The organism is Fischerella major NIES-592 (assembly GCF_001904645.1).
Taxonomy (GTDB): Bacteria; Cyanobacteriota; Cyanobacteriia; order Cyanobacteriales; family Nostocaceae; genus Fischerella; species Fischerella thermalis.
Genome location: NZ_MRCA01000001.1, coordinates 565,008 through 590,185, shown reverse-complemented (window position 1 = coordinate 590,185; position 25,178 = coordinate 565,008). Strand labels below are relative to the sequence as shown.

The following is a 25,178-nucleotide window of genomic DNA, read 5'->3' as shown; positions in this document are numbered from 1 at the left end:
AGCACTGACTACAAACTTAATTATCGCTGTGCTTGGGTTTTGGTAGCATCAATGACTTTTTGAGATGCTGATTCTATCGCTTTAATTTGTTTGGTGACTTCCTCAGGAGTATTGACTGGCTTGGCTGGTGGAATCACACTTGGCCAGGTTTTTTTCAGTTGCGCCATACTCGCCTGAATTGCTTTGTCTGCTTCCGGCTGATCTTTAGCCATTTGGCTAGAGATGCTTTTATACAACTCGTCCGCGTAGAGTACAAAGCCACGGGAATCTTGATATTCAATGGCTGCGGTGATTTTACCGTCGGCGACAGCTGCACCATATTCTGAGTTAGCAGAATCCAACAGGCCATTAATTACCTGGAGGACAAATGATGGCTGGGTACGCTGAGTTTCCGGTAAGGCTGCGATCGCTTCATCCACAGACTGCATAGAAGTAGTAAAATTAGTCTTGACTCTGCCGTCTTTAGGATTAGATTTCACCAAATCTTGCAAACTCACCAAAGTTGTCTTGAATTCTTTGACTTGACGCTCATTTAATTGGTCTTCCACATCAACATAAATCTCTTCGACTGGATGACCTATATGAGGTTCTGCCTGTTTCGGTTGATTCAGATCCAGCAGTTCTTGCGCTACAATCAGATGTCCTTTCATCAACCCTAGCTTAGTCATGTAATCTATATCTTTGGCTTCCCCAGTCAAAACCACTTCCTGAACAGTTACTTGATCCTTGATTTTGTCAAACTGTTCTTGGGTAATTACCTTCTTACTGACTAATTCCTCTGGACTAGCATAGGGACGATTTGCCTGAATTTTATTCGATAATGCTGGTACACCTAGCTGCGCTTCAAATTTATCTAATTCAGACAAAATAGCTGTATTGATGTTAATTTGTTTTTTGCTACCATGACCGCTATGGCTTACTGCCTCAGTTGTTTGTGCAACTGAGTTGGGACTACTAGCTGCGGGTGAATTTTCCGTGGTTGAAGTGTCACTATCATTACAAGAACTCAAAGTCACAATCGCACAAGCAGCGACTGCCATACACAGATAACGGAATTTTTTCATCTTTGCTCCTGAGGATATTTATACAGTTATCAGTTTCATGAGTGGGTATAAGCTCCCTATCATATGCCTGATAACTGGGACTGGTAATGTTCACTGATATAAAAGCAAGTACCTAAAAGAGTTTTAAGCTATATCAGCAGTGAGTTATAGCAAATTGTCACGGTTATATTTGACATCTTGTCTTAGATTTTGCTAAATTATTCTTGCACCTAGTGATAGTTTTTATCAACTATTTCCCCATTAAATCAACTTAAATTTAATAATTAGTTTCAATTTAATTTGTATATAATTAATATTTATTATCAATAATAATTAGCCGAGAGGTACAAATGCTGCTAACTTCCCTGCTGTGATTGCTTAAGCTGCTCAGTAAAATTATCTTGGTACATCATTTCATTTATTCGTAGCAAATTATATGCAGAAAGACTCTGCGTCCCTCAGCGCCTACTTTGCGTTCCTTGGCGTTTAAAAACGCTACGATTTTACGCTTTTCACTGTATTTTGATAGTCTTTCTCAGCCACAACTTCAAATAAGCCCATACACCCGTTTTCTGCGATCGCATCTTGATGCGGATGAAACATATACTTACCTGGATAGCGAAAAGCAAATTCTAAGATGTGCCTTTCTGCTACACCCATCGTCACTACATCACTTTTTTGGCTAGGAGTCAGAGTCATTCCAGTCGGATAAACATCAAAGAAATTGGCGTGCAAGTGAAATGTCACTGCGGGGTCGAATTCAATAATATTGAGGACATACAATCGAATCAACTGATTTTGATAAATGCGGATAGGGTTATCCATGTAGTAATGGGGTAAACCATTAAAGGCGTAATATTCGTTGTGGTTATCGTCATTGACGTCATACCCAGCCATCACTAATACAATTTCATCCGCCCCTGGGCGAGGCTTGGGTGGATCGATGATAAACATACCATATAAACCTTTGGCAATATGTCGAGTCACTGGTTCAATGTGACAGTGATAAAGATGAACACCAAAGGGTTCAGCATCAAACTCGTAAATTGTGGCGCTACCGTTACTAACTGGACGAACGCCGTCCATCTCGGCAGGGTGGACACCATGAAAATGTAAAGAGTGCGAATGTCCAGCTTTGTTGAAGAACAATATCCGCACGCGATCGCCTTGTTTTGCTCTCAGTGTCGGGCCAGGAATGCGACCATTTAAGTCCCAGATGTTGTAAGATACAGCACTATTGAGTTTAATCGCCGAAGTTCCAGCAGTGAGACGAAATTCCCGAATTGTTCGCCCATTTTCTTGCTTCAATGTCCCATAATCAAAATTCCGCAATACTTGTACCGGGTTCACAGCACTATTAAAATTTTCCTCTGTCTCCAAAGGTGGTACTCTTACCAACTGCTTTTGTGCTGTTAATCTACTCCATAGCACAGCTGCTCCTGTAACACCTGCACTGATTAATGCTAGTTTGAGCAGTTGACGGCGATTCAACAAATTTTCTTGGTTGAAAGCAAAGTAGTTAGGCATGGTAGTGTCACGAATATTTGCAGTCCAAGACAAACTGCAAATATTTTGCAATTACTTTTTATTCATATAGGAATTAAAAATTATTGTCAATTGTTTTTGAGTGACTTTCAAGTCGCAAATATAGCGATTTTCCATTGCATACAATACACTTTTACCTCACCCCGCCCTATCGGGCACCCCTCTCCTTGCTAAGGAGAGGGGCTGTTCTTGTGAGGTTTGCAGTGAATGTTTAATTTTTTATTTATAAATGCATCTACCATAGGTAAGAATATACAAAATTTAATCTATGTTTTAGAGAATGATAATCATTATATAATCAACTTGAAGATTAAAAACTGCCAATATAAACTAAGTCCTTATACATAATTTATGGAATGGCTGATTTTGAGAATAATTCTTCAGGTGAAACGTCTATTACCCATTTTGCCGGGGATTTTTAGCTTTTATATAGTCGTAAGTGCAGCTGCACCAGCCTACGCCATGCACATCATGGAAGGCTTTCTACCCGTGGAATGGGCAGTATTTTGGTGGATAGTAGCTTTACCTTTTTTTGTGTTGGGGTTACGACGAATATCACAGATTACCCAAGCAAACCCGCAATTAAAATTACTCTTGGCGTTGGCGGGAGCATTCACGTTTGTGCTATCTGCCTTAAAAATGCCATCGGTGACTGGTAGTTGTTCTCATCCCACAGGTACAGGATTAGGAGCAATATTATTTGGGCCTTTAGCCATGTCTGTATTGGGTAGTTTGGTACTACTGTTTCAAGCGTTGCTGTTGGCTCATGGTGGTATAACTACACTAGGAGCGAATACATTTTCAATGGCGATCGCAGGGCCATTTATTGCCTACTGGATTTACCGCTTGGTTGTACCAACGGGTAAACAAAGGCTAGCAATCTTTCTCGCCGCCGCGATCGCAGATTTGGTGACTTATATTGTCACCTCTATTCAATTAGCTTTGGCATTTCCTGCGGCTACAGGCGGAGTCGTTGCTTCTTTTACCAAATTTGCAGGCATTTTTGCCATTACACAAGTTCCTTTAGCAATTAGTGAAGGATTATTAACAGTACTAGTGTGGAACTGGCTGGCTAACTATGGTCGTCAAGAACTAGAAATGTTGCAGCTAATCAAGCAGGATGAGTAAGTCCACACAAATAAAGTTAACTCGCTGGGGTCGTCATTTGTCATTTGTTATTGGTAAGAATTTGAGGTATGTCTAATTTTCGTAACTCGTATGATGTTTATTGCCACCGACTTACTTAATCACTGATCATTCAACAACTTGTAATAACTTCAGACGATGGGTTAGGATGCCAACATAATACATGAACAGGTGTTCATGTATTTTTAGCTGATATACGAAGTTTTTTACCACCATAGCTAGCTATCTATGTCCATGCATCACCACCACGGCCATCACCATCAGCCTACTTATAACCGTGCTTTTGTCATCGGCATTATCCTAAATATGGGATTTGTGATTGTTGAGGCAGTATTTGGTTTTCTGACCAACTCCCTAGCTTTAACTGCTGATGCTGGTCACAATCTCAGCGATGTACTGGGGTTAATACTTGCTTGGGGTGCTAGTTGGCTGGTTCGTCGTCGCCCAACAAAGCGCAATACTTATGGATTGCGTCGTTCTTCGATCTTGGCTGCTCTTCTTAACGCTTGTTTGCTACTAGTAGCTATGGGCGCGATCGCCCTAGAAGCGATCGAACGCTTGGGTAGTCCAAAGCCAATTGTTGGAGGCACAATCATTACTGTAGCCCTTGTTGGGATTGTGATTAATGGCATTACAGCTGGGATGTTCATCTCTGGAAAAGAGCAAGATTTAAACATTAAAGCAGCATTCCTGCATATGGTGGCTGATGCCCTAGTATCTTTTGGTGTAGTTTTAGCTGGTATTGCCATTATCACAACTAACTGGCTATGGTTCGATCCAGTGATCAGCTTAATTATTGTTGTGGTAATTTTAGTTGGCACTTGGAAGTTGTTGACTCAGTCACTGGATTTAGTACTTGATGCCGTTCCTCAAGGAATAGATTTGTTAGCAGTCCGTACTTACTTAGCAGAACTTCCTGGTGTGGTTGCTGTGCATGATTTGCATATTTGGGCAATGAGTACTACTGAGTCAGCACTGACAGCCCACTTGGTTATGCTTACTGGTAATCCTGGTGATGCTTTCTTATCTCGAATCACAATGGATTTACATGACAAGTTCGGCATTGAACACGCCACAATTCAGATAGAGACTGGTAATTTTCTATTACCCTGCGTTCAGAAGAATTGCTGTGACTAGGGATATAAATTTACAAATAACTGTGGGCTATTAACTTATGACTAATCCAAAATCAAAAATTCAAAAACATCGATGGAATAATTGGTTATTACTATTAGCAGTAGTTGCATTATCAGTAATACCCTTAATGCTCATTAAAGATGCAGAATTTGGTGGAGCAGATGGTCAAGCTGAAGAAGCAATTAAAGAGATACAGCCTCAATATCAACCTTGGTTTAGTTCATTAATTGAACTACCAAGTGGAGAAGTTGAGAGTCTATTATTTGCAGTGCAAGCGGCTGCAGGTGCTGGCGTAATTGGTTATGTAATTGGACTGTATAAAGGACGCTCAGAACAACAAAATCGTCGTAATGAAAATTCAGATTGACACCCTAGCTTATACTAATCGTTTATGTTGGTTGCCACCAGAACAAAAACTGCTATTTGCTAGTGTCCTACTAATAATTTCTGCCTTTGGTCATTCTTTTATACAAATCATGATTGCTCTTTGGATGACTATTTGGACAGTAATTTATGCAAAAATTCCTAGCAAAACATATTTAAAATTGATTTACGTCGCAACTTTTTTTTGGTTAACAAGTTTGCCAGCTTTAGTCATCAACGGGATTGACATATCTCATTTAAATTTAGTAGAAAAAGACTCAATTGCAGGATTAAATTTTAGCAATTATTACTTATACCTTAGTCACCACGGTGTTGTACAGAGTTGGGCAATTTTAACACGAGCTTTAGCTTCTCTTTGTTGTTTGTATTTCATAATTCTGACTATTCCTTTTACTGCACTCTTGCAAACTTTCAGACGCATCGGCTGTCCAGTAATTATTACTGAAATTTTATTACTGATGTATCGTTTTATTTTTGTACTGTTAAGCACAGCTTCTGAATTATGGGTTGCTCAGCAAGCTAGGGGAGGATACCGTACTTTTGCTACTGGAATGAGAAGTCTAGCGCTGTTAATTGGACAATTACTCAAACGTACAATAGACAACTATCGTCAAGTTTCCTTGAGTTTAGAATCCAGGGGTTTTAATGGAGAATTGCGGGTTTGGCATCCCTATCGTTATCATCAATCAAAGCGATATATAATAGAGGCTATTTTTGGCTGTGTTTTATTAATAGCATTAGAATGGGGGCAGAATGCAGGAATGGTTACTAGAATTTGAACAAGTACATTACACCTATCCAGGAGCTAAGCAAGCCGCTATTAATAATCTTAGTTTAAAAATTCCTACTCAAAAAAAGTGTGCATTAATTGGTCAAAATGGTTGTGGCAAAACGACCCTTTTTTTATTAGCAAATGGTTTATACAAACCAGATAAAGGTAAAATTATTTGGCAAAGTAAACCACTACAATATGATCGTAAATCCTTAGTGCAATTGCGTCAAAAAGTTGGTGTGGTTTTCCAAGATCCAGAACAACAACTAGTTGCTTCCACGGTAGAAGAAGATATTTCTTATGGACTGTGTAATTTAGGTTTACCAGAGATTGCAATTCAACAGCGAGTCGAGCAAGCATTAATTGAATTTGATTTAATCGAACTTGCGCAAAGACCTGTACATCACTTAAGTTTAGGTCAAAAAAAGCGAGTGTCGATCGCAGATGTGATGGTGCTAAAACCAGAATTATTATTGTTAGATGAACCAACAGCCTATCTAGATAGACTGCATACTCGTAAGTTGATGACAACTTTACAAGATATCCATGCTACTGGCACAACAATAGTAATGGCAACCCATGACCTTGATTTAGTTTATCGTTGGGCAGATTGGATGTTTGTGATGGATCGGGGACGGTTAGTGTTGGAAGGAGAACCCAAGGATGTGTTTTCTCAAGGTGACACTCTTGAAGAGTTACAGTTAGGAGTGCCTTTAATTTGTGAGATGCTACGTGCTGTGGATGAAGTAACTCAAAATGAAACTATTTTAGAGCAATTACAACAGCGAATATTAAATAAATTTCTTTATTTTTAGAGATTTGTAAAAAACAAGATACCCGACTTTTTTAAGAGGTCGGGTATCTGATATCAAGTCCGGCTAATTACTTACGATATGGTTGGTCTTGTAGGTAACAGGTAATTGGTTTTTCCCATTACCTATCACCCATTACCAATTACCGGCCTTCACAGATATGATAAGTCTTCAAACTGACATGACATGACTCTCTCAATTTTCACAACTCGTTGAGGATTGCTACGCATTTTAATTATTGATTTTTGATGTGAAAATTTATTTATTTTAATTTTTGATTTTTTTAAATTTCTTAACTTTATTATATGCATTGAAACATAAAATTATGTATGTGTTAGACAACAAATTGTAACGCAACAAAATTTATTTGTTTTGTATGTTGTTAACTTACAAGATTTAACAATCAAAATAATAAGTAAATCATTTTATACAAACTTTGTTGTCAATAATCCTGAAGTAAGAGTATAAAATCCCCCGCGAGGGCATTGCGCAAGAGGAGCAAATTTTGTTTTTTATGAATTAGTTTCATGTCTTAGTTATAAAAATTACTCTGTACAAAGAAAAACACAAACGGGAGATACCTAATGCATATTCCTGATGGTTTTATTTCTCCACCAGTAGCTGCTGCTACTGGTGTGGCAAGTGTGGCTGCACTAGGTATTGCATTGACGCGATCGCGAGATGCTTTTGGAATTAAACATGCACCTATTTTGGGTTTAACTACTGCCTTTATTTTTGCTGCCCAAATGATTAATTTCCCAGTTGCAGGCGGTACAAGTGGTCACTTATTAGGGGGAACTCTAGCAGCGATTATTCTTGGTAATCCTTGGGCAGGTACGATATGCATTGCCACAGTTTTAATTATTCAGGCTGTGTTGTTTGCTGATGGGGGAATCACTGCCTTAGGAGCGAATATTTTTAACATGGCAGTAGTGGGAGTCTGGGTAGGTTGGAGTTTAACCCAAACCCTACAGCGATTGTTTGGGGGTTACAGAAGTCGCTTACCATTAGCAGCGGGGATCGCTGCTGCTGTGAGTGTGGTTGTAGCTGCGATCGCCTGTGCGATTGAGTTAGCTATTTCGGGAACTGCACCTCTGGGCCTAGTTTTATCGGCCATGACTGGTGTACACATTTTGATTGGGATTGGCGAGGGTTTGATTACTGGGGGTGTGTTAGCTTACCTAGCCACAGTTCGACCAGATTTGTTACCTGGAGAACAACGCCAGTTACAAGGGTGGGTAGTGCCAGTAGTCATTATTCTTTTGATTTCTGGTTTACTTTCTTTAGTAGCCTCCGCTTGGCCAGATGGTTTGGAAAGAGTAGCAGAAAACTTAGGCTTTATTAACCTCGCCGAACAGGTAAGAGTAGCAGTACCAACACCTTTTGCCGACTATAGTATAGAAGGATTGGGCCCCATCGGTACAAGTATCGCCGGAATTATTGGTTCGATTGTTTGCTTTGCCGTTGCCTTTGGCATTGCACAGGTAGTAAAACCAAAGAATGCTTAAACTATCATTACCCTTACGCTTACAGCTATCTCTGGTAATTGTCATCGGGGCAGCTTTGTTAAAGTATGAAGCTTGGTACTGGCTAGCTGCATATGCTTCCATCGCCCTTATTTGGACTGTCTTCTTACGCGCACCTCTGCCTCAACTAACAGGCTTTTTAGGTGCAGAATTAATATTTCTGTCATTGATGGCTTTACCTTTGGGATGGGAACGGGCCAGTTTTCTGTTGGTTCGTTCTCTTGTTTGCTTGCTCACAATGAATAGTTTTTTGTTAACCTTACCACCACACAGTTTTGGTATTGCTCTGAAGGCTTTGCCTGTTCCTGGTGGTTTGAAGCAAAGTTTACTACTGTCTGGACAATATGTAGAAATTTTATTGGCAGAAGTACAGAGAATGCAGCGTGCTGCTCAATTACGGGGTCTGAGTGGCCCAGCTGGGTGGTTACGTTACGCCAGTGCAGCGATGATTGGTAGTTTGTATCTCCGCAGTTTAGAAAGAGCAGAACGAGTTTATGCAGCAATGGTAGTTCGTGGTTATACAGGAAAACTACCTGTAGATTCAATATTAATCACAAAAGAGCGAATGATTTTATTTGCTGCTTGTGCGATCGCTGCTAGTTTAACCATAGCTTCCCATATCTGTCGGTAAACAGATGTGGGTCATGATAAATAAGCGATCGCTCAACACGAGCCAATTGTTGGTTTAATTTAGATTTTAGAAAAAAGGAGCATCCTAAATCTGTAACTTTAATTTACATATGGGATTGTAGCTGACCCACGAGAATGAAGAAACGAACCGCAAAGACGCAAAGTACACGAAGATCACGGAGTTGTAAGGGGTTTTTGTGTCGTCCCATGAATTTTTGAAAAAAAAGAAAGCGATATTGCTGAGATTGTGAATCTTGATTATTTTCAAAGGTTGCAGCAATACGCTGAGCAGTTCAAAAACAGAGATAATCTTACTTGAAAATGGGTGTGGGGTGTAAGGATGTAGGAGTATAGAGGAGTTAAATTTTTATCGCAAGGTTCGTGGGGCTTTACCATGATTGGCTTGAAAAACTTCACACTTCTTTATCACTCAACTTCATTCCCAGCAATTGCCGTACAAGATTTTGCCTTAACCTGATATTTGAGAGTAGAAACACAGGTTAAAATTCATGGCTTATTCTTGGTTTAAAGCATTTCATATAATCGGCGTTGTGGTTTGGTTTGCTGGGTTATTTTATTTAGTGCGTCTTTTCATCTATCACATCGAAGCTGAACAAGAACCAGAACCAGCAAAGACGATACTAAAAAATCAGTATCAAATTATGGAAAAGCGCCTCTACAACATCATCACAACTCCGGGAATGCTAGTGACTGTAGCGTGTGCAATTGGGTTACTGGTGACGCAACCAGAGTTTTTAAAACAAACTTGGTTACACTATAAACTCGGATTTGTGGCACTTTTACTTGTTTATCATCACTACTGCGCTCGTTTGATGAAACAGTTGGCAGAAAATAGATGCAAATGGACTAGTAAACAGATGCGTGCGATGAATGAAGCACCAACAGTTTTATTGGTGGTGATTGTGATGTTGGTTGTCTTTAAGAATAGTTTGCCTACAGATTTGACTGCTTGGGTTATTTTTGGCTTGGTTGTGCTGATGGCGGTGACTATTCAGCTTTATGCTAGAAAGCGCAGACTTGATAAAGAAAAGCAATTAGCACAAATGACACAGATTCCTCAGCAGCAAGCTTAAGTAATTATGCCTGAACACCCCTTTGCATCTAGATGGAGTACACCCCACCCTAATCCTCCTCACTTGCGGGGAGAGTGCGCGTAGCGCGGGCGGGGTAGCAAAGAAAGACACGGAAGAAAAACAATAATTAACCACAACCACCAACAATCAACAACCATAACTAACCTAACTAACTTGACTGCTGTATCACCCTAGAGTGAAGATAAAATGGTTAGGCCCCTTGCCAAAGCAACAGGTGATTTTAGATGTCACCTGGTTCTCTTATTCTCCCGTCGATTGGAAAACAAGGGTTTTAGACTAAGAGAACGAACCATATTCAAGCCTGCATAGGCAGGCTTTGTTTGTCTAGGTAGTATTAAGGCGTTAAATCACGCTTCAATACTGCTTAGAAGCCAAAAACAACTTTTGCAAGCAGTCTATGTTTTATCAGCAGCAAGTTCAGTGAGGGATGGCAGTGGAGACACTTGTGGAAAAGCAGAAGCTAGGTGTAAATTCTATTATGAAGAAAGGCGATCGCGTTCGTGTTAAAGAATCCGTGGTAGTGTACCATCATCCCGAGCATCGTGGTAATGCATTTGATCTAAAAGGTACAGAGGGAGAGGTAGTAGATATTGTTACCCAGTGGCACGGTAGACCAGTTAGTGCTAACTTGCCTGTTCTAGTGCAGTTTAGCAAAAAATTCAAAGCTCACTTCCGTGAAAAGGAGTTAGAAATTATTTAACGTCCCTCATTGGCGGCGAACAAAAAACTGCATTATATTCAATTCGCCGCGCATTTTTTTTAGGTCTTGACGATGCTGTTCTGCTGTTGCGTAATACCACTCACAGTATTGTTGATAATCTGCTCTGGTTTTAACTTCGTGATAAAATTGGTGAGTTGTTTGGTAGACAGCAAAACTTTCCTCAATTTGAGGTTGAGGACAAGGAATAATATGTGGTAAGTCTTTAGACATAACTTGAATTAATTAAAAGCAAAAATTTAAGAGTGAAAGTTGATAATTACTTATTCAACTCCTCATTTATTATTACAGCCAGCCTCTCAAACGATAGACAAACATACCAACATACTCTTTAGCTGCCACAGTAAACTTATGTAAATTAGAACTATCTGGTAACAAACTCAAAATAGCAGCTTTAGGAGTATGGCCGAGTGCTTTGATTTCAGTGTTAGTTATCAGAAAATCAGTAGGTGCAGGGATAGCCTCAATACCCTGACGCTTAAAAATTAAAAATGACCGAGGCATATGCATAGCGGAAGTCACTAGTAAAATCCGGCCAATCCCACGAGTGTTAAGTATTTTTTTGACATTTACTGCATTTTGATAGGTATTGAGAGATTCAGCTTCTTGAACAAGAACTTCTGATGGTATACCAATAGAGGTAAGGACTTGGGCCATATCTTCAGATTCTGATAAACCTTGATTGTCGCCCCAATCAATGCGCCCACCACTCAGAATAATTAAAGGGGCTTTGTTTTGGCGATAAAGTTGAGCAGCATAAATAACGCGATCGCCACTCTCATTTAAATCTACACTTGGTCGTGGTGGCAAAGCTGGTTTAGTAGCACCGCCTAACACAACGATTGCTTCTGCATTTGGTAGTTGTGCAGGTGGCAAATACTGCCATTCTAGCGATCGCACTAGTAAATTAGCAATCCAGGCATTACTACTTAATAACAATATCACTAGCGCCAACGTGATAGTGATCGCTGCTGTACGAGGACGTTTCCACAACATGAACAGTGCTACCAGCAAACAAATACTAGCTAGCCCCAAAGGATAAAAAAATAGTGGTAGCAACTTTGAGAGAAACAAGAACATAGGAGATGGAGAGACGGGAGGATAGGGGAGAAAACAAACCACTAACAACTAACCACTAACAACTAACAAAATTTTTTACCTCCGCCAAAATTGTGGCCAGTTAGAACCTCCAGATGAACGACGGTAGCGACGTGTAGGCTTTCTGACTCGTCGCTTGACAGTTGGGGTAGGAGGTAACTCTAGTTGTGTTTCATCTATTAATTCGTCCGGGATTTGAGTTCTAGTCTCTTCCTTACTTTTCCACCAAGCAATAATCCAGCCTCCACCAATACCGGCTAACGAACCCAGCAATATACTTACGGATGGTTGATATCCCAGAAACACAAAGCCGAGTAAGAAGAATAACCAGTATTTTAAACCCGCATCAATACCCTCAGAAGAGGCTATTGAATCACCTTGGGGAGTACCTTTACTAGCTGTTGTTAGCCAGCCTACAGCTAAGCCACCTAATATACCCAAGAAAAGACTTACAGGTAGTGGGTAACGTACCACTAAAAAAATGAGTGTTAAAAAGATCCCAAATAGTATCTGATTTAAAAAATTGGGCGATATCGATAGAAATTGCTTGAAATTGTTCTTCTGTGGTGTCATAAGATCAACCGATTTTGAATTTTGCGAAAAGTTTGAGCGGAGGAAACCTCCGTACTCTTACGAGAAGTCGCTTACGCGCCTACGCGCAGCGTCCCGGAGGGAACTTCAAAGCTTTTCAAGATGGATTTCGGATTTTGGATTAATCAGCATCAAGCCAATTACAAAAATTACTTTCCTAATCACTGAAATCCAAATCCCAAAATCTAAAATTCACTGTTAAGGCTTTTTGTAAATCTTTACCTTCTGCCTTCCTTCGTAAATATTTCCTTTAATTGTGCCTGTATTGGTTGAGTTGTGTCCAAAATTTTCACAAATGGTTTTTCTTTTTCAGTCCAGCCCTCAGCAGTATCAAGTTGTGACGCTAATAAATCAGCAGTTGCATCAGCAATATCACCAGTACGCTGTTGCAGACGTTGTTGTAAAACATCCAGTGGTGCTGTACAATACAAAATCTGCAAGGGTATTTTCTTAGCTTGGGCTTGAGCGATCGCTTCTTGTCGTAACTGCTGGCGATCATACTTGGCATCTAAAATCACATTAAAACCTTGACTTGCCAGCATTATCCCCAACTCCAGCAAACGTGTATAAGTTTTCTGACTCATCTCAGGGGTATACAAATCATCTCCACCACGTTGCAGCAAGGGAATACCCGCCAAATGCTTGCGCACTGCATCGGAACGAATGTGAATTGCTCCTATCTGTTGAGCTAAATACCGAGCCGTTGTACTCTTTCCAGAACCAGATACGCCCGACATTAAAATTAGCTGTCCTTGACGCGGCTGAGTATACTCCCACGCTTGCTTGTAATAAGCAGCAGCAGTTTTCGTCGCCTCGTGCTTAGCTTCTGTTGGTACACCCGGATCATCCAGCAAAAACGAAGTGACTTTCGCCCTGACATAAGCTTGGCGACTTAAATACAAAGGTAATACCTGTAAACCTTCCCAATCCCCAGTTTGTTCAACATAAGTATTCAAAAACACATTGGCTAAATCTCGAGACTGTCGCGCTTCCAAATCCATTACCGTAAACGCCACATCGTACATCACATCAACAAAGCGAAACGGCTCGTTAAACTCAATGCAGTCAAATAGCAAAATCTTATCTTGCCATAGCGCAATATTTCTCAAGTGCAAATCCCCATGACATTCCCTAATATAATCATTAGCAATACGACTTTTAAACAGTTCCCCACGCTCTGCAAAAAATTGACCTGTATATTTCTTCGTTTCCTCAAACTGCAACTGCGTCTGTGCTCCACCAATATACCTTTCCGTTTGATGATAATTTTCCTCAAACGCAGCCCGGACTTGTGATACTTCTCCAAAAGAACGAATGTAATCATTACTAACAGTTTTCCCATGAAATTCTGCCACTACCCGTCCCAATTCCACCATATGCCTCTGTTCTAACTTCCCCTGTTCAAACATCTCACTCAACAACGCCTCTTGGGGAAACTGACGCATCTTTAGTGCATACTCTACCACTGGCGTTCCCCCCAATTGATATTGCTCACCCACCAAAGCAACAGGTAATACTTCCAAATAAAGTTCCGGCGCACCCCGTTGATTTAACCTTAACTCCTCCTCACAAAAATGCCGACGCTTCTCCAAAGTCGAATAATCCAAAAAGCCAAAATTTACTGGCTTCTTCAACTTATAAACAAAATCCCCAGTCAATAACACATAAGAAACATGCGTTTGAATTAACTTCACTGGTTCCTGCACCTGATGAGGATAAAACCCAGGCTGCAACATCTGCTGAATTAAAGGTGGAACTAAAACCTCTGTCATCTCCTTCCTTTGCGTCCTTAGCGTCTTCGCGGTTCAATCAATAAAAAACCAGGGTGAAAACCCTGGTTCCATCAGCAATTATGACAAACTGTATCAACCTTTGCTGGAAGCAAAAAAACTCAAATGATAAGGTGTCCCTTTTGCTGGATGAGTTTGAACCTCTCGGATCACCGTTGTACCGCGCCAATCCAAATCTGTTACATTAAGTTCAAACTCAGTTTTGTTGACACGAGCCTTTTTAAGCAACTGCTCAACAGTTTTAGCATCAACAACTAAAGAAACAGACTCGCTACCTTTGTGACCGTACAAATTAGCAGGTATTAACCCAGAACGACGCAAAGCATTGGGCTTACTACCTTCTGGCCGCTTTTTACACTCAATCGTAAGTTCCATAGAAATTGTTAGTAGTGAATCGACAAATTGGGCTAGCCTAGGCACTCAGCAAGGAAGCAGGAGAGCCATCAGCATGTAGCAAAGCCCGTTTAGGGCCATGTATGGGATCTTCGACAATGATAGTTTGATCGCGGCTGGCTCCTAAAGAAACAATCGCGATCGGCACTTCCATTAATTCTGCCAAAAATTTCAGATAATCCAATGCTTGTCGTGGCAAATCATCTAAAGAACGACAGTTACTTGTAGACTGTTGCCACCCAGGCAAGGTTTTGTAAACAGGACGACACTGAGCAAACTTACGGGCGCTGGTGGGAAAATGTTCACAGCGATCGCCGTCTATTTCATAAGCAACACAAACTTTGATTTCCTCTAATTCATCGAGGACATCTAGTTTGGTGATTGCCAAACAGTCTAAGCCATTGATACGCACAGCATAGCGACCAATAACCGCATCAAACCAGCCACACCGACGTTTGCGTCCGGTGGTTGTACCAAATTCTGCACCGCGGTCACACAACAATTCTCCCAATTCCCCATCTAATTCTGTGGGGAAAGGCCCTTCACCAACCCGAGTGGTGTAGGCTTTTGCTACCCCAATTACCCGGTCAATCATTGTCGGGCCTAGTCCTGTACCAACACAAGCCCCTCCCGCTACTGGGTTAGAAGAGGTGACGTAGGGATATGTCCCGTGATCGAGGTCGAGAAGTGTACCTTGTGCGCCTTCAAACAAAATATTGCGCCGCCGCTGAACCGCATCGTAAATTTTTAGCGAGGTATCGACCACATAGGAGCGCAACCTTTCTGCATACCCTAAGTATTCGTCTATTACCTTTTGGGGTTCTAACGGTGGTAAGTTATAAAGCTTTTCTAAAATTACGTTTTTGTAATTGATAGTCCACTCTAGCTGGTCACGTAGCCCTTGGGGATCCATCAAGTCTAACATCCTGATGCCTGTACGCTCCGATTTGTCGGCATAGGTTGGACCAATGCCACGACCAGTCGTCCCTATTTTATGATTTCCTCGCCGCTCTTCTGATGCCTGATCAATCAAGCGATGATAAGGCATCGTCACATGTGCTGTTTCAGCAATTAATAAGTTTTTGGTAGAAATACCAAGTTTTTCTATTTGATCGAGTTCTGCTATTAAAACCTGTGGATCAATGACTGTTCCACAACCAATAATACACTCTGTATCCGGGTACAAAATACCAGAGGGAATCAAATGCAATTTAAAGGTTTGACCCTTGACTACAATTGTGTGTCCGGCATTGACACCCCCTTGGTAACGTACTACGACATCTGCGGAGCGGCTGAGTAAATCAGTTATTTTTCCTTTTCCTTCATCGCCCCACTGGGCACCTATAACAATGACGTTAGCCAAGAGTTTATTTTAAAAAGCTAAAGTTTTCACAAACGTTAATTATCGACAAATTTGGGAGCAGATGTCAAGCTTTGAAAGCAAAAGTTTAGTGGAGACAAACGTAGGTGCGGTATACATCCTGAAAGTACTTGGTTGTTGAGAGGAGCGAAAGTGACCAAAGTCCAAGATATGGCAGTCAAAGCATTTTTGTCTAAACTTTGTGGCGAATTTTAGCAAATCAAATTTAGATGTACTCAATGCAAAAGCGCTACATCAAAAACAATGGCATCGCATTTAGGTAATTTTAATTGTATCGCTTGTACGCGAATTCAGTGAAGAGACTAGATATTTTATTTCGGAGTGTCGCGATCAGCACACTACAAAAAATAAATCCCAATGTCAAAATTATTGCTACTGGTAGACTGTTGTCCCGACAAAATCTAGCCAAATCACAAGCTGTAACAGTAAAAGCATTTTTATCAAAACTGTGTACGGCGAAAGAATTATTACTGATAATTACCGTAGTTAAAAAAGTAATTAAAGAAACTTACAAAAAATTTATCCAAAAGCAGGTTGTTTTTTTATTTGTTACTGTTAATAATAATTAAAATTTATTCTAAATACACTACTATGGCTTTATATGCAGAGTTACACAGACACCTTGGTGGCTCGGTCGTACCAAGAGTTTTATGGCGATACTTTGAACGTCATTCTTCTGAGTTCATTTCTCGGTTTGCTAACTATGGAGATTTTGAAGAGTTTTACACACGTCCGCGTAATACTTTGGATGAATATTTAGAGTTACACACTCTTGTTGAAAGTGTCCAAACTGTAGAGACTCTACCCTATTTTATTTATCGTCTGCTGCGGGGTGCTTATATATTTGAAAATTTGGCTTATTTAGAATTACGTTACACACCTTATCTGCGAACACCAGAACACCTGAGTCAATCAGAAAGAATTGACAAAATGGCGGAAATTGTTGAAGTGGTGGGTAAAGCGAGCAAAATATCTGAATATCCGATTGTCACAAGTCAAATTCTTTGTATGCATTCCCGTCTACCCTATGAAGTGAACCAAGCGATTGTAGATTTAGCCGCACAAAATAGGCAGTATGTGTGTGCAGTAGACGTGGCAGGCGGGGATAGCTATTATGGCGATCGCCTAGAAGAATGGGTAGATTTATACGAATATGCCCTGTCTCTGGGAATTGGCACAACAGGACATCTTTACGAAACAACCGCTGGTTGCTACCCAGAACTGTTACCTTATTTGATGCGAATTGGTCACGGTATCCAAATTCCTTTATTATACCCCGAATTACTTCCAGATTTAGCCAAACGTAATCAGTGTTTAGAAATTTGCCCGACAACTTACCTAAAAACAGGTACTTTAGAGGATATCCGGCAACTTAAAGTTGTTTTTGACCGTTGTTTTGATGCTGGAGTAGATATCGCCATTTGTACAGATAACGCCGGGCTACATAACGTCCGTTTACCGTTTGAATACGAAAATCTTATCACCTACGACATCATTAACTTTCAACAGCTCCAAGCTTGTCAAGATGCAGCTTTTCGTCATGCTTTTGCTTGGCCTTACGGTCAACGTCCAGCATCATTGTTAAATGGGTTGCTAAATCATGAAGATAGTAAACTTGTAGCGATGCAACATTAGATCGGGGACAGGGAATTGGGTATCGGGAATTGGGAAGAGACTTGTTAAATCATTCTCCCTTCCCTTATATCCGTTTCCCTTCCCCCTTATACTTCTACTGTTGCACCTCCAACTGACTTCCAGGCAGACAAGCCACCTTTGATTTCAGTAACATGAGCAAAACCTGCCTCTTTTAAAATCTGTGTAGCTTGGGCAGCCTGATCATCGTTTTCACCATAAACAAAAATCTCACGCTTGCTGTGGAAAGCAGTTTTAGCACGACTTGCCAACTCAGCTAAGGGAATGGGTACTGCTCCTGTAATATGACCTATATTGTAGCTGCTGCGATCGCGTACATCCACGATCGTAAAACCAGGTTGACCAAATTCCAGACGAGATTTCAAGTTGTGTGCAACAGAATCAAGCATAATAGCCTTGCCTAATAGTTAGTTGATTTTCATCGATTTTCACCATAAACAGCAATCTATCAAAAAATTTATTTTTCTCGAGCTTTTTTTAAAAATAATAAATATTTTTATTAAGATTGACAAAATTGAATAAATTTAATTTAAAAAATATAAATTTTTATATAGAAATAAAAGGAAATTTATTTAGATGCTAAATTAATTAACTCCTCGCCTAAACTAGACTTTATGGTATCCACAATTCAAGTTTTACCAAAAGAAGTCGTACACTTAATTACAGCTGGAGAGGTAATAGACTCTTTAGCATCTGTAGTGCGGGAACTAGTAGAAAATTCCCTTGACGCAGGGGCAACACGGGTTGTGGTTTCTTTATGGCCTGAACAATGGCGAGTTCGAGTTGCTGATAATGGCTGTGGTATGAACTTGGAAGACCTACAGCGAGCAGCATCAGCTCATAGCACAAGTAAAATTCGTAGCTGTGCAGATTTATGGAAAATCACTAGTTTGGGATTTCGTGGTGAAGCCTTACACAGTTTAACGACCTTGGCAGAATTGGAAATCTTGAGTCGTCCATCTGCACGTATACCTGTTCCGTTGACGGGGGGGACGGAAGAAGGCGTCGGTTGGCGAGTAGTGTACGGCTATGGAGGGCAAATACTAGAGCAACAAGTCGCTGCGATCGCACCTGGTACAGTTGTCACAGTCTCCAATCTCTTTGGTAGTTGTATAGCCAGACGTCAGGGATTACCAGCACTAGCACAGCAAATGAAAGCAGTGCAAGCAACAATCTACCAAATTGCCCTTTGTCACCCCCAAGTTGCTTGGCAAGTTTGGCAAAATGACCGGGAATGGTTCACTATCTCTCCCGCCCCAACAATGGGGAAACTCATACCGCAACTTCTCCAGCAAGTGCGTCCGGGTGACTTGCAAGAATTGCAACTAGAATTGCCCGATTCTTCTAAAGAACTTACATCTAAGGTCTCTACACTGAATTTAGTTGTGGGATTGCCTGATCGCTGCCATCGCCATCGTCCAGATTGGCTGCGGGTAGCGATAAACGGCAGAATGGTCAAAGCACCAGAATTAGAACAAACTATCTTACGAGCATTTCACAGAACATTACCACGCGATCGCTACCCTGTTTGTTGTCTACATTTGTTGATTTCCCCAGATCAAATCAACTGGAACCGCAACCCAGCTAAAACAGAAATTTATCTTAATGACTTGACTTACTGGCAAAAGCAAGTTAATCAAGCGATTGAACAAGCACTCCGCATCAACTCTGACACGATTCAAGAGGCAGTTCACACTAGTAGAGTGGGAAAATTAATCAAAGTCGCAGAAGAAACTGGTGCTTATAACACCAATCCTTCTATCCCTCATACTCCCCCCACTTCCCCTGCTTCCCGCACCCTCAAAGCCGTAGGTCAAGTAAACAATACTTATATAGTTGCTGAACATCCTGGTGGTTTGTGGTTAGTGGAACAGCACATAGCCCACGAGCGGATATTGTACGAGCAATTGTGCGATCGCTGGCAAATCATTCCCATGGAACCGCCGATCATTTTCTATCAATTATCATCAGTACAAGTATCTCAGCTACAACGTATTGGTTTAGATATTGAACCCTTTGGTGAACAACTTTGGGCAATTCGCAGTGTACCCGCAATGTTACAGCAGCGAGATGACTGTGCAGACGCAATTTTAGAACTGAGTCGGGGAGGTGACTTACAAACTGCACAAGTTGCTGTTGCTTGTCGCAGTGCCATTCGCAACGGTACACCCCTTTCCTTGGAACAGATGCAGCAAATTTTAGATGATTGGCAACGCACTCGCAACCCCCGCACCTGTCCCCACGGACGCCCAATATACTTATCACTAGAAGAACCTGCTCTAGCCCGTTTCTTCCGGCGTCATTGGGTGATAGGAAAAAGTCACGGTATTTAAATCAGTTATCAGGCTAAGGAAAAAGGAATGAATTATGACTACTTCATTTTAGTTAACACTTAGATAATATGATAAAAAATTTACTAATATTTAATTAAATTTAAACCAATTACTCCTACAAAAATTAAGCCAATACATAAGACTTTAGCTAGGTTAATATTTTCCTGAAAGATAATTGCACCCAAGATAGATGTCCCAATAATTCCTATTCCAGACCAGACTGCATATCCCACACTGATTTCAATTGTTTTCAGAGAGAATGCAAAAAAGCTAAATGCAAGAGGATAACCAATTATTGACCCCATTAAGTAAATCGGTTTTGAGAAGCCATCTGCAAATTTTAGAGAAGTGGTTGCAAAGATTTCACAAGCAATTGCTAGAAACAGAAAAAACCAAGCCATGAAAACATTCTCTAGTTCATAATTAGTAATTTAACGTGATGTGTGACTGATTGTAAAATCAATTGCTCAAATCCTATTAGTTTGTCATCGCAGGGCTAGGTACTATAAGTCTGAGAAATTGGGTGGTCAGGAGATAAGGAGGACGAGGGGTTGCTGAATTTGGTTATGAATTATGTTTGCATACATTTTTGTAGATCTATGCCAAATCATTGTAGAGACGTAGCAATGCTACTACGTCTCTACTAAATTCTCTCAACGAAGAGCAGAATCACGCATCATAGCGTTTATTTACCGAGAAAAGACTTTTGACATACCTCCTGCTCCTAAAGGAGCGAGGATTCCTTGACGCTTCACAGAAACTTGCTACTAGGTAGTCTTACAGTCTCTCCACGTCCGTTTAGAGTCTCCCAATGCCCTATGGCGACTTGTTTCTATGGTAGCAAAGATATCGGTTCCTTTTAAAACAACAACACCCAAGCATCTAATCGCTGAGAAACTTCCTCTCTTTGTTCATTTAATTTAGGGTTGTACTGCCTGAAATTTGCTTAGAAACAGTCACATTGCCCTCAATTTACTACTATGAGGAAATATCAGCGTTCGAGTTGGGTGTTGGTGTTAGCTGACGAGACAGACTGGAATAAAACAGCTTTTTTACCTCTTAACTAAATTGAACATTGGCTGTTAAATCTGCCAGGGAAGCTTTCTAGCTTCAATTAATAAGTTATCACTCCTAACAATCAGAATAAATTATTCTGCAACTAAACTTTACTTTTTTACCAAAGTGCTAGGAATGCGATCGCTTTATCTAGTTACAACCCTATCTAAAAGCACAAGCGATCGCTAATTCTGCATGTTGCTTGAGCGTATCTTGGTCAAGGGCAGAAACTGAGTATTGCGGTGTCATGGCGATTAAGCTATCAATTCGCATTTTTGCTGCTTCGACAAAGCGTTCATCTAGGCTACCATTACTTAGAGAATTTACAAAATCTCGAGCGATCGCAAAGGTGCGTTCCACAGATGATGAAGGTAGATTGCGGGAAACGATGAATAAATCACAGCCAGCATTAAATGTCTGTGCTACAGTGCCACTTTTAGCATACATACTTGAGACTGCTTTCATATCCAGGTCGTCAGATACAATCACCCCTGCAAACCCAAGTTCTTTCCTAAGTATGCCCGTTAAGATAGTTTGTGAAAGTGTCGCAGGTACACCAGCATCTATCTGTGGAAATAAAATATGAGCAGTCATAATCATCGGCACTTGTTCGGCGATCAGTGCTTTAAAAGGTATAAGTTCCCGATTTCGTAATTCTTCTATAGTTAAATTCAGAACTGGTAACTCCAGATGGGAATCTGTGCTGGTATCTCCATGTCCAGGAAAGTGCTTAGCACAGCCAATAATCCCAACTTCGCGCAGTCCCAGAAAATAATCACGCGCACCAGCAGCAGCCGTATCCGGAGTAGTACCAAAAGCGCGAGGTCCGATAATTGGGTTATCTGGATTAGAGAAAATATCTGCTACAGGCGACCAGGATATATTAATTCCCAATGACTTCAATTCTAATCCTGCTGCTTTTGCGACTTCACGCGCCCGGGACTGCAACAAGAAAGCATGGGGAAAGCGAGTTATTGGTAAATATGGACGATGGACAGTACCACCTTCATGATCGATGGTGATTAACATCGAGTTACGTTCAGCATATTGCCGAATCTGATTAACTAGATCCTGATAGATTTGCAGCCATTCTTCGTAGTGGACACCGTAACGAAAGTTCTTAGCATAAAATATAATCCCCGCTGGCTTTATCTCGCTCAGTATGCGTTTATCTTCATCGTTTAATTTAGTACCAGAAATACCGACGATGACGTGATGTCCAAAGCGATGCATATCTTGCGCTACTGCCATGATGGGTTCCTTGTGCTCAACCGACTGGAACACAAATTCTAACCCGCATGAGCGGTTTTGAGCTATTAGCCGGAACTTTAGTTCACGGCTTGTTGATAACTTGCTCACAAATCGGTGACAATTGCCAGCTTTTTACTAGGTTTCTGATTTTTCAGACTTAGGTTCAGATTTTTGAGAGTCATTTTCGCTTCACTTGGTTGCATAATCACTGCTTCATAGGGTACCACTCCAGCAACTTCACTATTGATACAACGAGCTGCTACTCGTGACAAATCTAGACTTCGAGGGGGAATATAAGGACCGCGGTCATTTACCCGCACAATTACCGCTTTGCCAGTTTGCAAGTTAGTGACTTTTAAGAAGGTGTTAAAAGGCAAAGATTTATGAGCAACTGTCAATTCATTTTGATTGAATATTTCACCATTTGCCGTTAAGCGACCATGAAAATATGGACCATACCAAGAAGCTAGACCATACATTTTTTTCTGGGAAGGCTTTAAACCATACATCTCTAATTGCCCTTCCACAAGTGATAATGTCGGTGCATTCATTGCCATACGTAGGTTATTAGTCCATTCAATTGCTAATAATTCGCCACTACGATTGGCTTTTTGAGTAATTTGTTTGTTAATGCCAAACAGATAGCGATTTCCTGCCATTAATGCTGGTACACCATCTACTAATGCTGGCTGCAGTTGCAATGCATTGAGATTGGGTGATTGCAACAATCGTCTCAAGCGTTGTTGCATCAAAGTTGCTTGTAACCTATTAGGTAAATTTGCAATCAAGCGGTTATTCACCCAAACTTCGTAATTACTTTCGCCACGATGCACTACACCCACCGGTAAACCTGATGAAGAACTAAACAAAGACTCGAAAGGCGTGGAAAAGTCGAAAAAGTTATGCAGCGATCGCAATATTTTATCTGCTAGAAAAGCTGGTTGAGTAGAAGTTGCTTCTATCAATGTAGCGGTTGATAAATTACTGGTAGGTTTGACAGAAGGCTGTCGAACTTCAGTTACCTGGAGGGAAGGACAAAATTGATTTTTGTTGCTTTTAGTCCTTAATTTCAAAGCATTTGACGATTTATTTACAGTAGGTTTTGCTGCTTTATCTCCCCAATCTATCTTTAAAAAACGTGTAGGTAGTAGCGTCGTAGTCCAAAATTTTACTGGTTGCCTTGGCTGCACAAAAAATGGATGAGACTTACTAACAAATTTACCTAAATTAGCAGCAACTTTTGTCGAATCAACTGTTGATGCAATGCTTGGTAGCAAGCTTTGATTCAGTGACAAAAATGAACCAATCCAGGATGTAGCCCAAAGTAGTCCAAACAATATCATGGTTATTGTCAATGTTCAGAATAGTGCGCCTTTCTACAGGTGCAAATTATTTATGTTTTCCTAAGTTTTTCAACAACTATTTGTGCATATATTCTTTCCTTTGGAAAAGAATATACATCTGTTTAGATACACACCAAATGAGCGATTACCAGCAGGGATCATCTTATACTGTTAATGCTCATTAAGCAAATCTATGTTTCATAAAACTTTCAGATATGAAAAGCAAACTATACTGGTTTTTCGATTTAAATTTTTTATAAGACAGGCAAATAAAATCTACAAAATATGCAAAAATCTGCTCATAAAGTCCAGTCTAAATACGTAAAATACAAAAATGACTAGTCTTAAATTTTACATTGTTGACGTATTTGCTGAAGCAAAATACACCGGTAATCAACTGGCTGTTTTCCCCCATGCAGCTAATCTTTCTACAGAACAAATGCAGCAAATAGCTAAAGAAATTAATTATTCTGAGACTACGTTTGTGACTTCAACCCAGACAGTATCTGAGGGCTATGATGTAAAAATATTTACACCAAAACAAGAACTTCCTTTTGCAGGTCATCCTGCTTTAGGTACAGCATATATCCTCCAAAAAGAGATTATTAAAAGCTCAGTTAAAGAAATTTTATTAAATTTAAAAGTTGGGCAAATACCAGTAAAATTTTTGGATCAGAATGGTTCTGGAAAATATCTATGGATGCAGCAACAAGCGCCTACTTTTCATCAAGTCTTAGATAGACACAAAATAGCTGAAGTTTTGAGAATAGAGTCAGATGAGATAGATGATTGCTTTCCTATTCAAGCAGTTTCTACAGGGGTTCCCTTTATTATTGTTCCTCTGAAAAATCTGGAATCTATAAAGCGAATTCAGGTTAATAGAGACAAATATTTTGAACTGATTAACACCATAGATGCTAAATGTATCCTTGTATTTTGCCCAGAAACATACAAGCAAGAGAATGATCTGAATGTGCGAGTGTTCTGTGATTATCTAGGCATACCGGAAGACCCTGCTACTGGCAGTGCTAATGGATGTTTAGCTGGTTATTTAGTTCAATATTCTTATTTCGGCAAATCAGAAATTAATTTACGAGTTGAGCAGGGGTACGAAATAAACAGACCTTCTTTGATTTTGCTACAAGCAGAGCAAAAAGGTATAACCATTGACGTGAACGTGGGAGGACGAGTGGTTATGGTTGCGAGGGGGGAGTTTGTTTGAAGAGGGGTGTGAGGGGTGTGTAGACGAGGCAGTGCGGTGGACGGGTTTCCCGGCATAAAGCACGTGGCGTCATCTGCCGTGCGCTCATAGGCTTCCTGCAGGGTGGGGTGTGAGGGGTATGTAGACGCGTAGCGGCTTCCCGTAAGGGTGGGGTGTGAGGGGTGTGAGGGGTGGTAAATAACTAACCACTAACAACCAACAACCAACAATCAACCATCTTCTGCAAATGTAACGGTTTG

General features: G+C 40.5%; 25 protein-coding genes. 13 read left to right on the top strand and 12 right to left on the bottom strand.

Features of this window, described 5'->3' with window-relative positions; translation table 11 throughout:
• Positions 1-20: 20 nt before the first annotated feature.
• Both NIES592_RS02600 and NIES592_RS02595 read right to left on the bottom strand, forming a co-directional pair.
• Positions 21-1,064, bottom strand: a complete 1,044-nt coding sequence (locus NIES592_RS02600) for a ComEA family DNA-binding protein (RefSeq protein WP_062248924.1) — start codon at positions 1,062-1,064, stop codon at positions 21-23.
• Positions 1,065-1,538: 474 nt separating this feature from the next.
• A complete protein-coding gene (locus NIES592_RS02595; RefSeq protein WP_073554826.1) occupies positions 1,539-2,570 on the bottom strand; it encodes a multicopper oxidase domain-containing protein in 1,032 nt (343 codons plus the stop codon).
• 369 nt (positions 2,571-2,939) lie between these two features.
• On the opposite strand from NIES592_RS02595, the gene NIES592_RS02590 reads away from it, so the two are divergent.
• From NIES592_RS02590 to NIES592_RS02550, 9 genes are all read left to right on the top strand, one after another.
• Entirely contained in the window at positions 2,940-3,716 is a 777-nt protein-coding gene (locus NIES592_RS02590) for an energy-coupling factor ABC transporter permease (protein WP_073554825.1), read from the top strand.
• A gap of 246 nt (positions 3,717-3,962) precedes the next feature.
• Positions 3,963-4,871: a cation diffusion facilitator family transporter gene (locus NIES592_RS02585; RefSeq protein WP_073554824.1), complete on the top strand. Its 909-nt coding sequence runs from the start codon at positions 3,963-3,965 to the stop codon at positions 4,869-4,871.
• A 37-nt stretch (positions 4,872-4,908) separates the two neighbouring features.
• Complete coding sequence (locus NIES592_RS02580) at positions 4,909-5,238, top strand: energy-coupling factor ABC transporter substrate-binding protein (protein WP_073554823.1); 330 nt, start codon at positions 4,909-4,911, stop codon at positions 5,236-5,238.
• The gene (gene cbiQ, locus NIES592_RS02575; protein WP_073554822.1) at positions 5,222-6,034 is read left to right on the top strand and encodes a cobalt ECF transporter T component CbiQ; all 813 of its coding nucleotides are present in this window, start codon (positions 5,222-5,224) and stop codon (positions 6,032-6,034) included. Before NIES592_RS02580 ends, cbiQ begins: the two co-directional genes overlap by 17 nt.
• Positions 6,009-6,842 (top strand): energy-coupling factor ABC transporter ATP-binding protein, encoded by an 834-nt coding sequence (locus NIES592_RS02570; protein ID WP_073554821.1) that lies wholly within the window; start codon positions 6,009-6,011, stop codon positions 6,840-6,842. The genes cbiQ and NIES592_RS02570 overlap by 26 nt, the downstream gene beginning before the upstream one ends.
• A gap of 581 nt (positions 6,843-7,423) precedes the next feature.
• Positions 7,424-8,347 carry an energy-coupling factor ABC transporter permease gene (locus tag NIES592_RS02565; RefSeq protein WP_062248937.1) on the top strand — a complete coding sequence of 308 codons (924 nt, stop codon included), beginning with the start codon at positions 7,424-7,426 and terminating at the stop codon, positions 8,345-8,347.
• Positions 8,340-8,996: an energy-coupling factor transporter transmembrane component T family protein gene (locus NIES592_RS02560; RefSeq protein WP_073554820.1), complete on the top strand. Its 657-nt coding sequence runs from the start codon at positions 8,340-8,342 to the stop codon at positions 8,994-8,996. Before NIES592_RS02565 ends, NIES592_RS02560 begins: the two co-directional genes overlap by 8 nt.
• A 508-nt stretch (positions 8,997-9,504) precedes the next feature.
• The gene (gene hemJ, locus NIES592_RS02555) at positions 9,505-10,089 is read left to right on the top strand and encodes a protoporphyrinogen oxidase HemJ (RefSeq protein WP_062248941.1); all 585 of its coding nucleotides are present in this window, start codon (positions 9,505-9,507) and stop codon (positions 10,087-10,089) included.
• A gap of 448 nt (positions 10,090-10,537) precedes the next feature.
• Positions 10,538-10,810 (top strand): ferredoxin-thioredoxin reductase variable chain, encoded by a 273-nt coding sequence (locus NIES592_RS02550; RefSeq protein ID WP_062248947.1) that lies wholly within the window; start codon positions 10,538-10,540, stop codon positions 10,808-10,810.
• 6 nt (positions 10,811-10,816) lie between these two features.
• Here the strand turns inward: NIES592_RS02550 and NIES592_RS02545 are convergent, their stop codons facing one another.
• From NIES592_RS02545 to NIES592_RS02520, 6 genes are all read right to left on the bottom strand, one after another.
• On the bottom strand, positions 10,817-11,041 hold the full coding sequence (locus NIES592_RS02545; protein WP_062248949.1) for a hypothetical protein: 225 nt from the start codon (positions 11,039-11,041) through the stop codon (positions 10,817-10,819).
• Between the two features lie 72 nt (positions 11,042-11,113).
• On the bottom strand, positions 11,114-11,908 hold the full coding sequence (locus tag NIES592_RS02540) for a YdcF family protein (protein ID WP_062248951.1): 795 nt from the start codon (positions 11,906-11,908) through the stop codon (positions 11,114-11,116).
• A 75-nt stretch (positions 11,909-11,983) separates the two neighbouring features.
• A complete protein-coding gene (locus NIES592_RS02535) occupies positions 11,984-12,499 on the bottom strand; it encodes a hypothetical protein (RefSeq protein WP_009458425.1) in 516 nt (171 codons plus the stop codon).
• Between the two features lie 236 nt (positions 12,500-12,735).
• Positions 12,736-14,289 (bottom strand): bifunctional aminoglycoside phosphotransferase/ATP-binding protein, encoded by a 1,554-nt coding sequence (locus NIES592_RS02530; protein WP_073554819.1) that lies wholly within the window; start codon positions 14,287-14,289, stop codon positions 12,736-12,738.
• Between the two features lie 93 nt (positions 14,290-14,382).
• On the bottom strand, positions 14,383-14,682 hold the full coding sequence (gene rplY / locus NIES592_RS02525) for a 50S ribosomal protein L25 (RefSeq protein ID WP_009458423.1): 300 nt from the start codon (positions 14,680-14,682) through the stop codon (positions 14,383-14,385).
• 37 nt (positions 14,683-14,719) lie between these two features.
• Positions 14,720-16,063, bottom strand: a complete 1,344-nt coding sequence (locus NIES592_RS02520) for an adenylosuccinate synthase (RefSeq protein WP_009458422.1) — start codon at positions 16,061-16,063, stop codon at positions 14,720-14,722.
• A gap of 311 nt (positions 16,064-16,374) precedes the next feature.
• On the opposite strand from NIES592_RS02520, the gene NIES592_RS02515 reads away from it, so the two are divergent.
• Positions 16,375-16,650, top strand: coding sequence for a hypothetical protein (locus NIES592_RS02515; RefSeq protein WP_073554818.1), 276 nt, complete (start codon positions 16,375-16,377; stop codon positions 16,648-16,650).
• 22 nt (positions 16,651-16,672) lie between these two features.
• The gene (locus NIES592_RS02510; protein ID WP_062250768.1) at positions 16,673-17,716 is read left to right on the top strand and encodes an adenosine deaminase; all 1,044 of its coding nucleotides are present in this window, start codon (positions 16,673-16,675) and stop codon (positions 17,714-17,716) included.
• Positions 17,717-17,802: 86 nt separating this feature from the next.
• Here NIES592_RS02510 and NIES592_RS02505 read toward each other — a convergent pair whose 3' ends face one another.
• Complete coding sequence (locus NIES592_RS02505) at positions 17,803-18,123, bottom strand: rhodanese-like domain-containing protein (protein WP_062248958.1); 321 nt, start codon at positions 18,121-18,123, stop codon at positions 17,803-17,805.
• A gap of 225 nt (positions 18,124-18,348) precedes the next feature.
• Here NIES592_RS02505 and mutL point away from each other — a divergent pair, with 225 nt between their 5' ends.
• Positions 18,349-20,067, top strand: a complete 1,719-nt coding sequence (gene mutL / locus NIES592_RS02500) for a DNA mismatch repair endonuclease MutL (RefSeq protein ID WP_073554817.1) — start codon at positions 18,349-18,351, stop codon at positions 20,065-20,067.
• A gap of 83 nt (positions 20,068-20,150) precedes the next feature.
• Here mutL and NIES592_RS02495 read toward each other — a convergent pair whose 3' ends face one another.
• The 3 genes from NIES592_RS02495 to NIES592_RS02485 all read right to left on the bottom strand — a co-directional run bounded on the left by NIES592_RS02495 (position 20,151) and on the right by NIES592_RS02485 (position 23,717).
• Positions 20,151-20,468 carry a DMT family transporter gene (locus tag NIES592_RS02495; RefSeq protein WP_009458415.1) on the bottom strand — a complete coding sequence of 106 codons (318 nt, stop codon included), beginning with the start codon at positions 20,466-20,468 and terminating at the stop codon, positions 20,151-20,153.
• Positions 20,469-21,285: 817 nt separating this feature from the next.
• Positions 21,286-22,374, bottom strand: a complete 1,089-nt coding sequence (nagZ, locus tag NIES592_RS02490) for a beta-N-acetylhexosaminidase (protein ID WP_073554816.1) — start codon at positions 22,372-22,374, stop codon at positions 21,286-21,288.
• A gap of 104 nt (positions 22,375-22,478) precedes the next feature.
• The gene (locus tag NIES592_RS02485) at positions 22,479-23,717 is read right to left on the bottom strand and encodes a septal ring lytic transglycosylase RlpA family protein (protein ID WP_073554815.1); all 1,239 of its coding nucleotides are present in this window, start codon (positions 23,715-23,717) and stop codon (positions 22,479-22,481) included.
• A gap of 334 nt (positions 23,718-24,051) precedes the next feature.
• Here NIES592_RS02485 and NIES592_RS02480 point away from each other — a divergent pair, with 334 nt between their 5' ends.
• Entirely contained in the window at positions 24,052-24,939 is an 888-nt protein-coding gene (locus tag NIES592_RS02480) for a PhzF family phenazine biosynthesis protein (RefSeq protein ID WP_062248967.1), read from the top strand.
• The last annotated feature ends 239 nt before the right edge of the window (positions 24,940-25,178 follow it).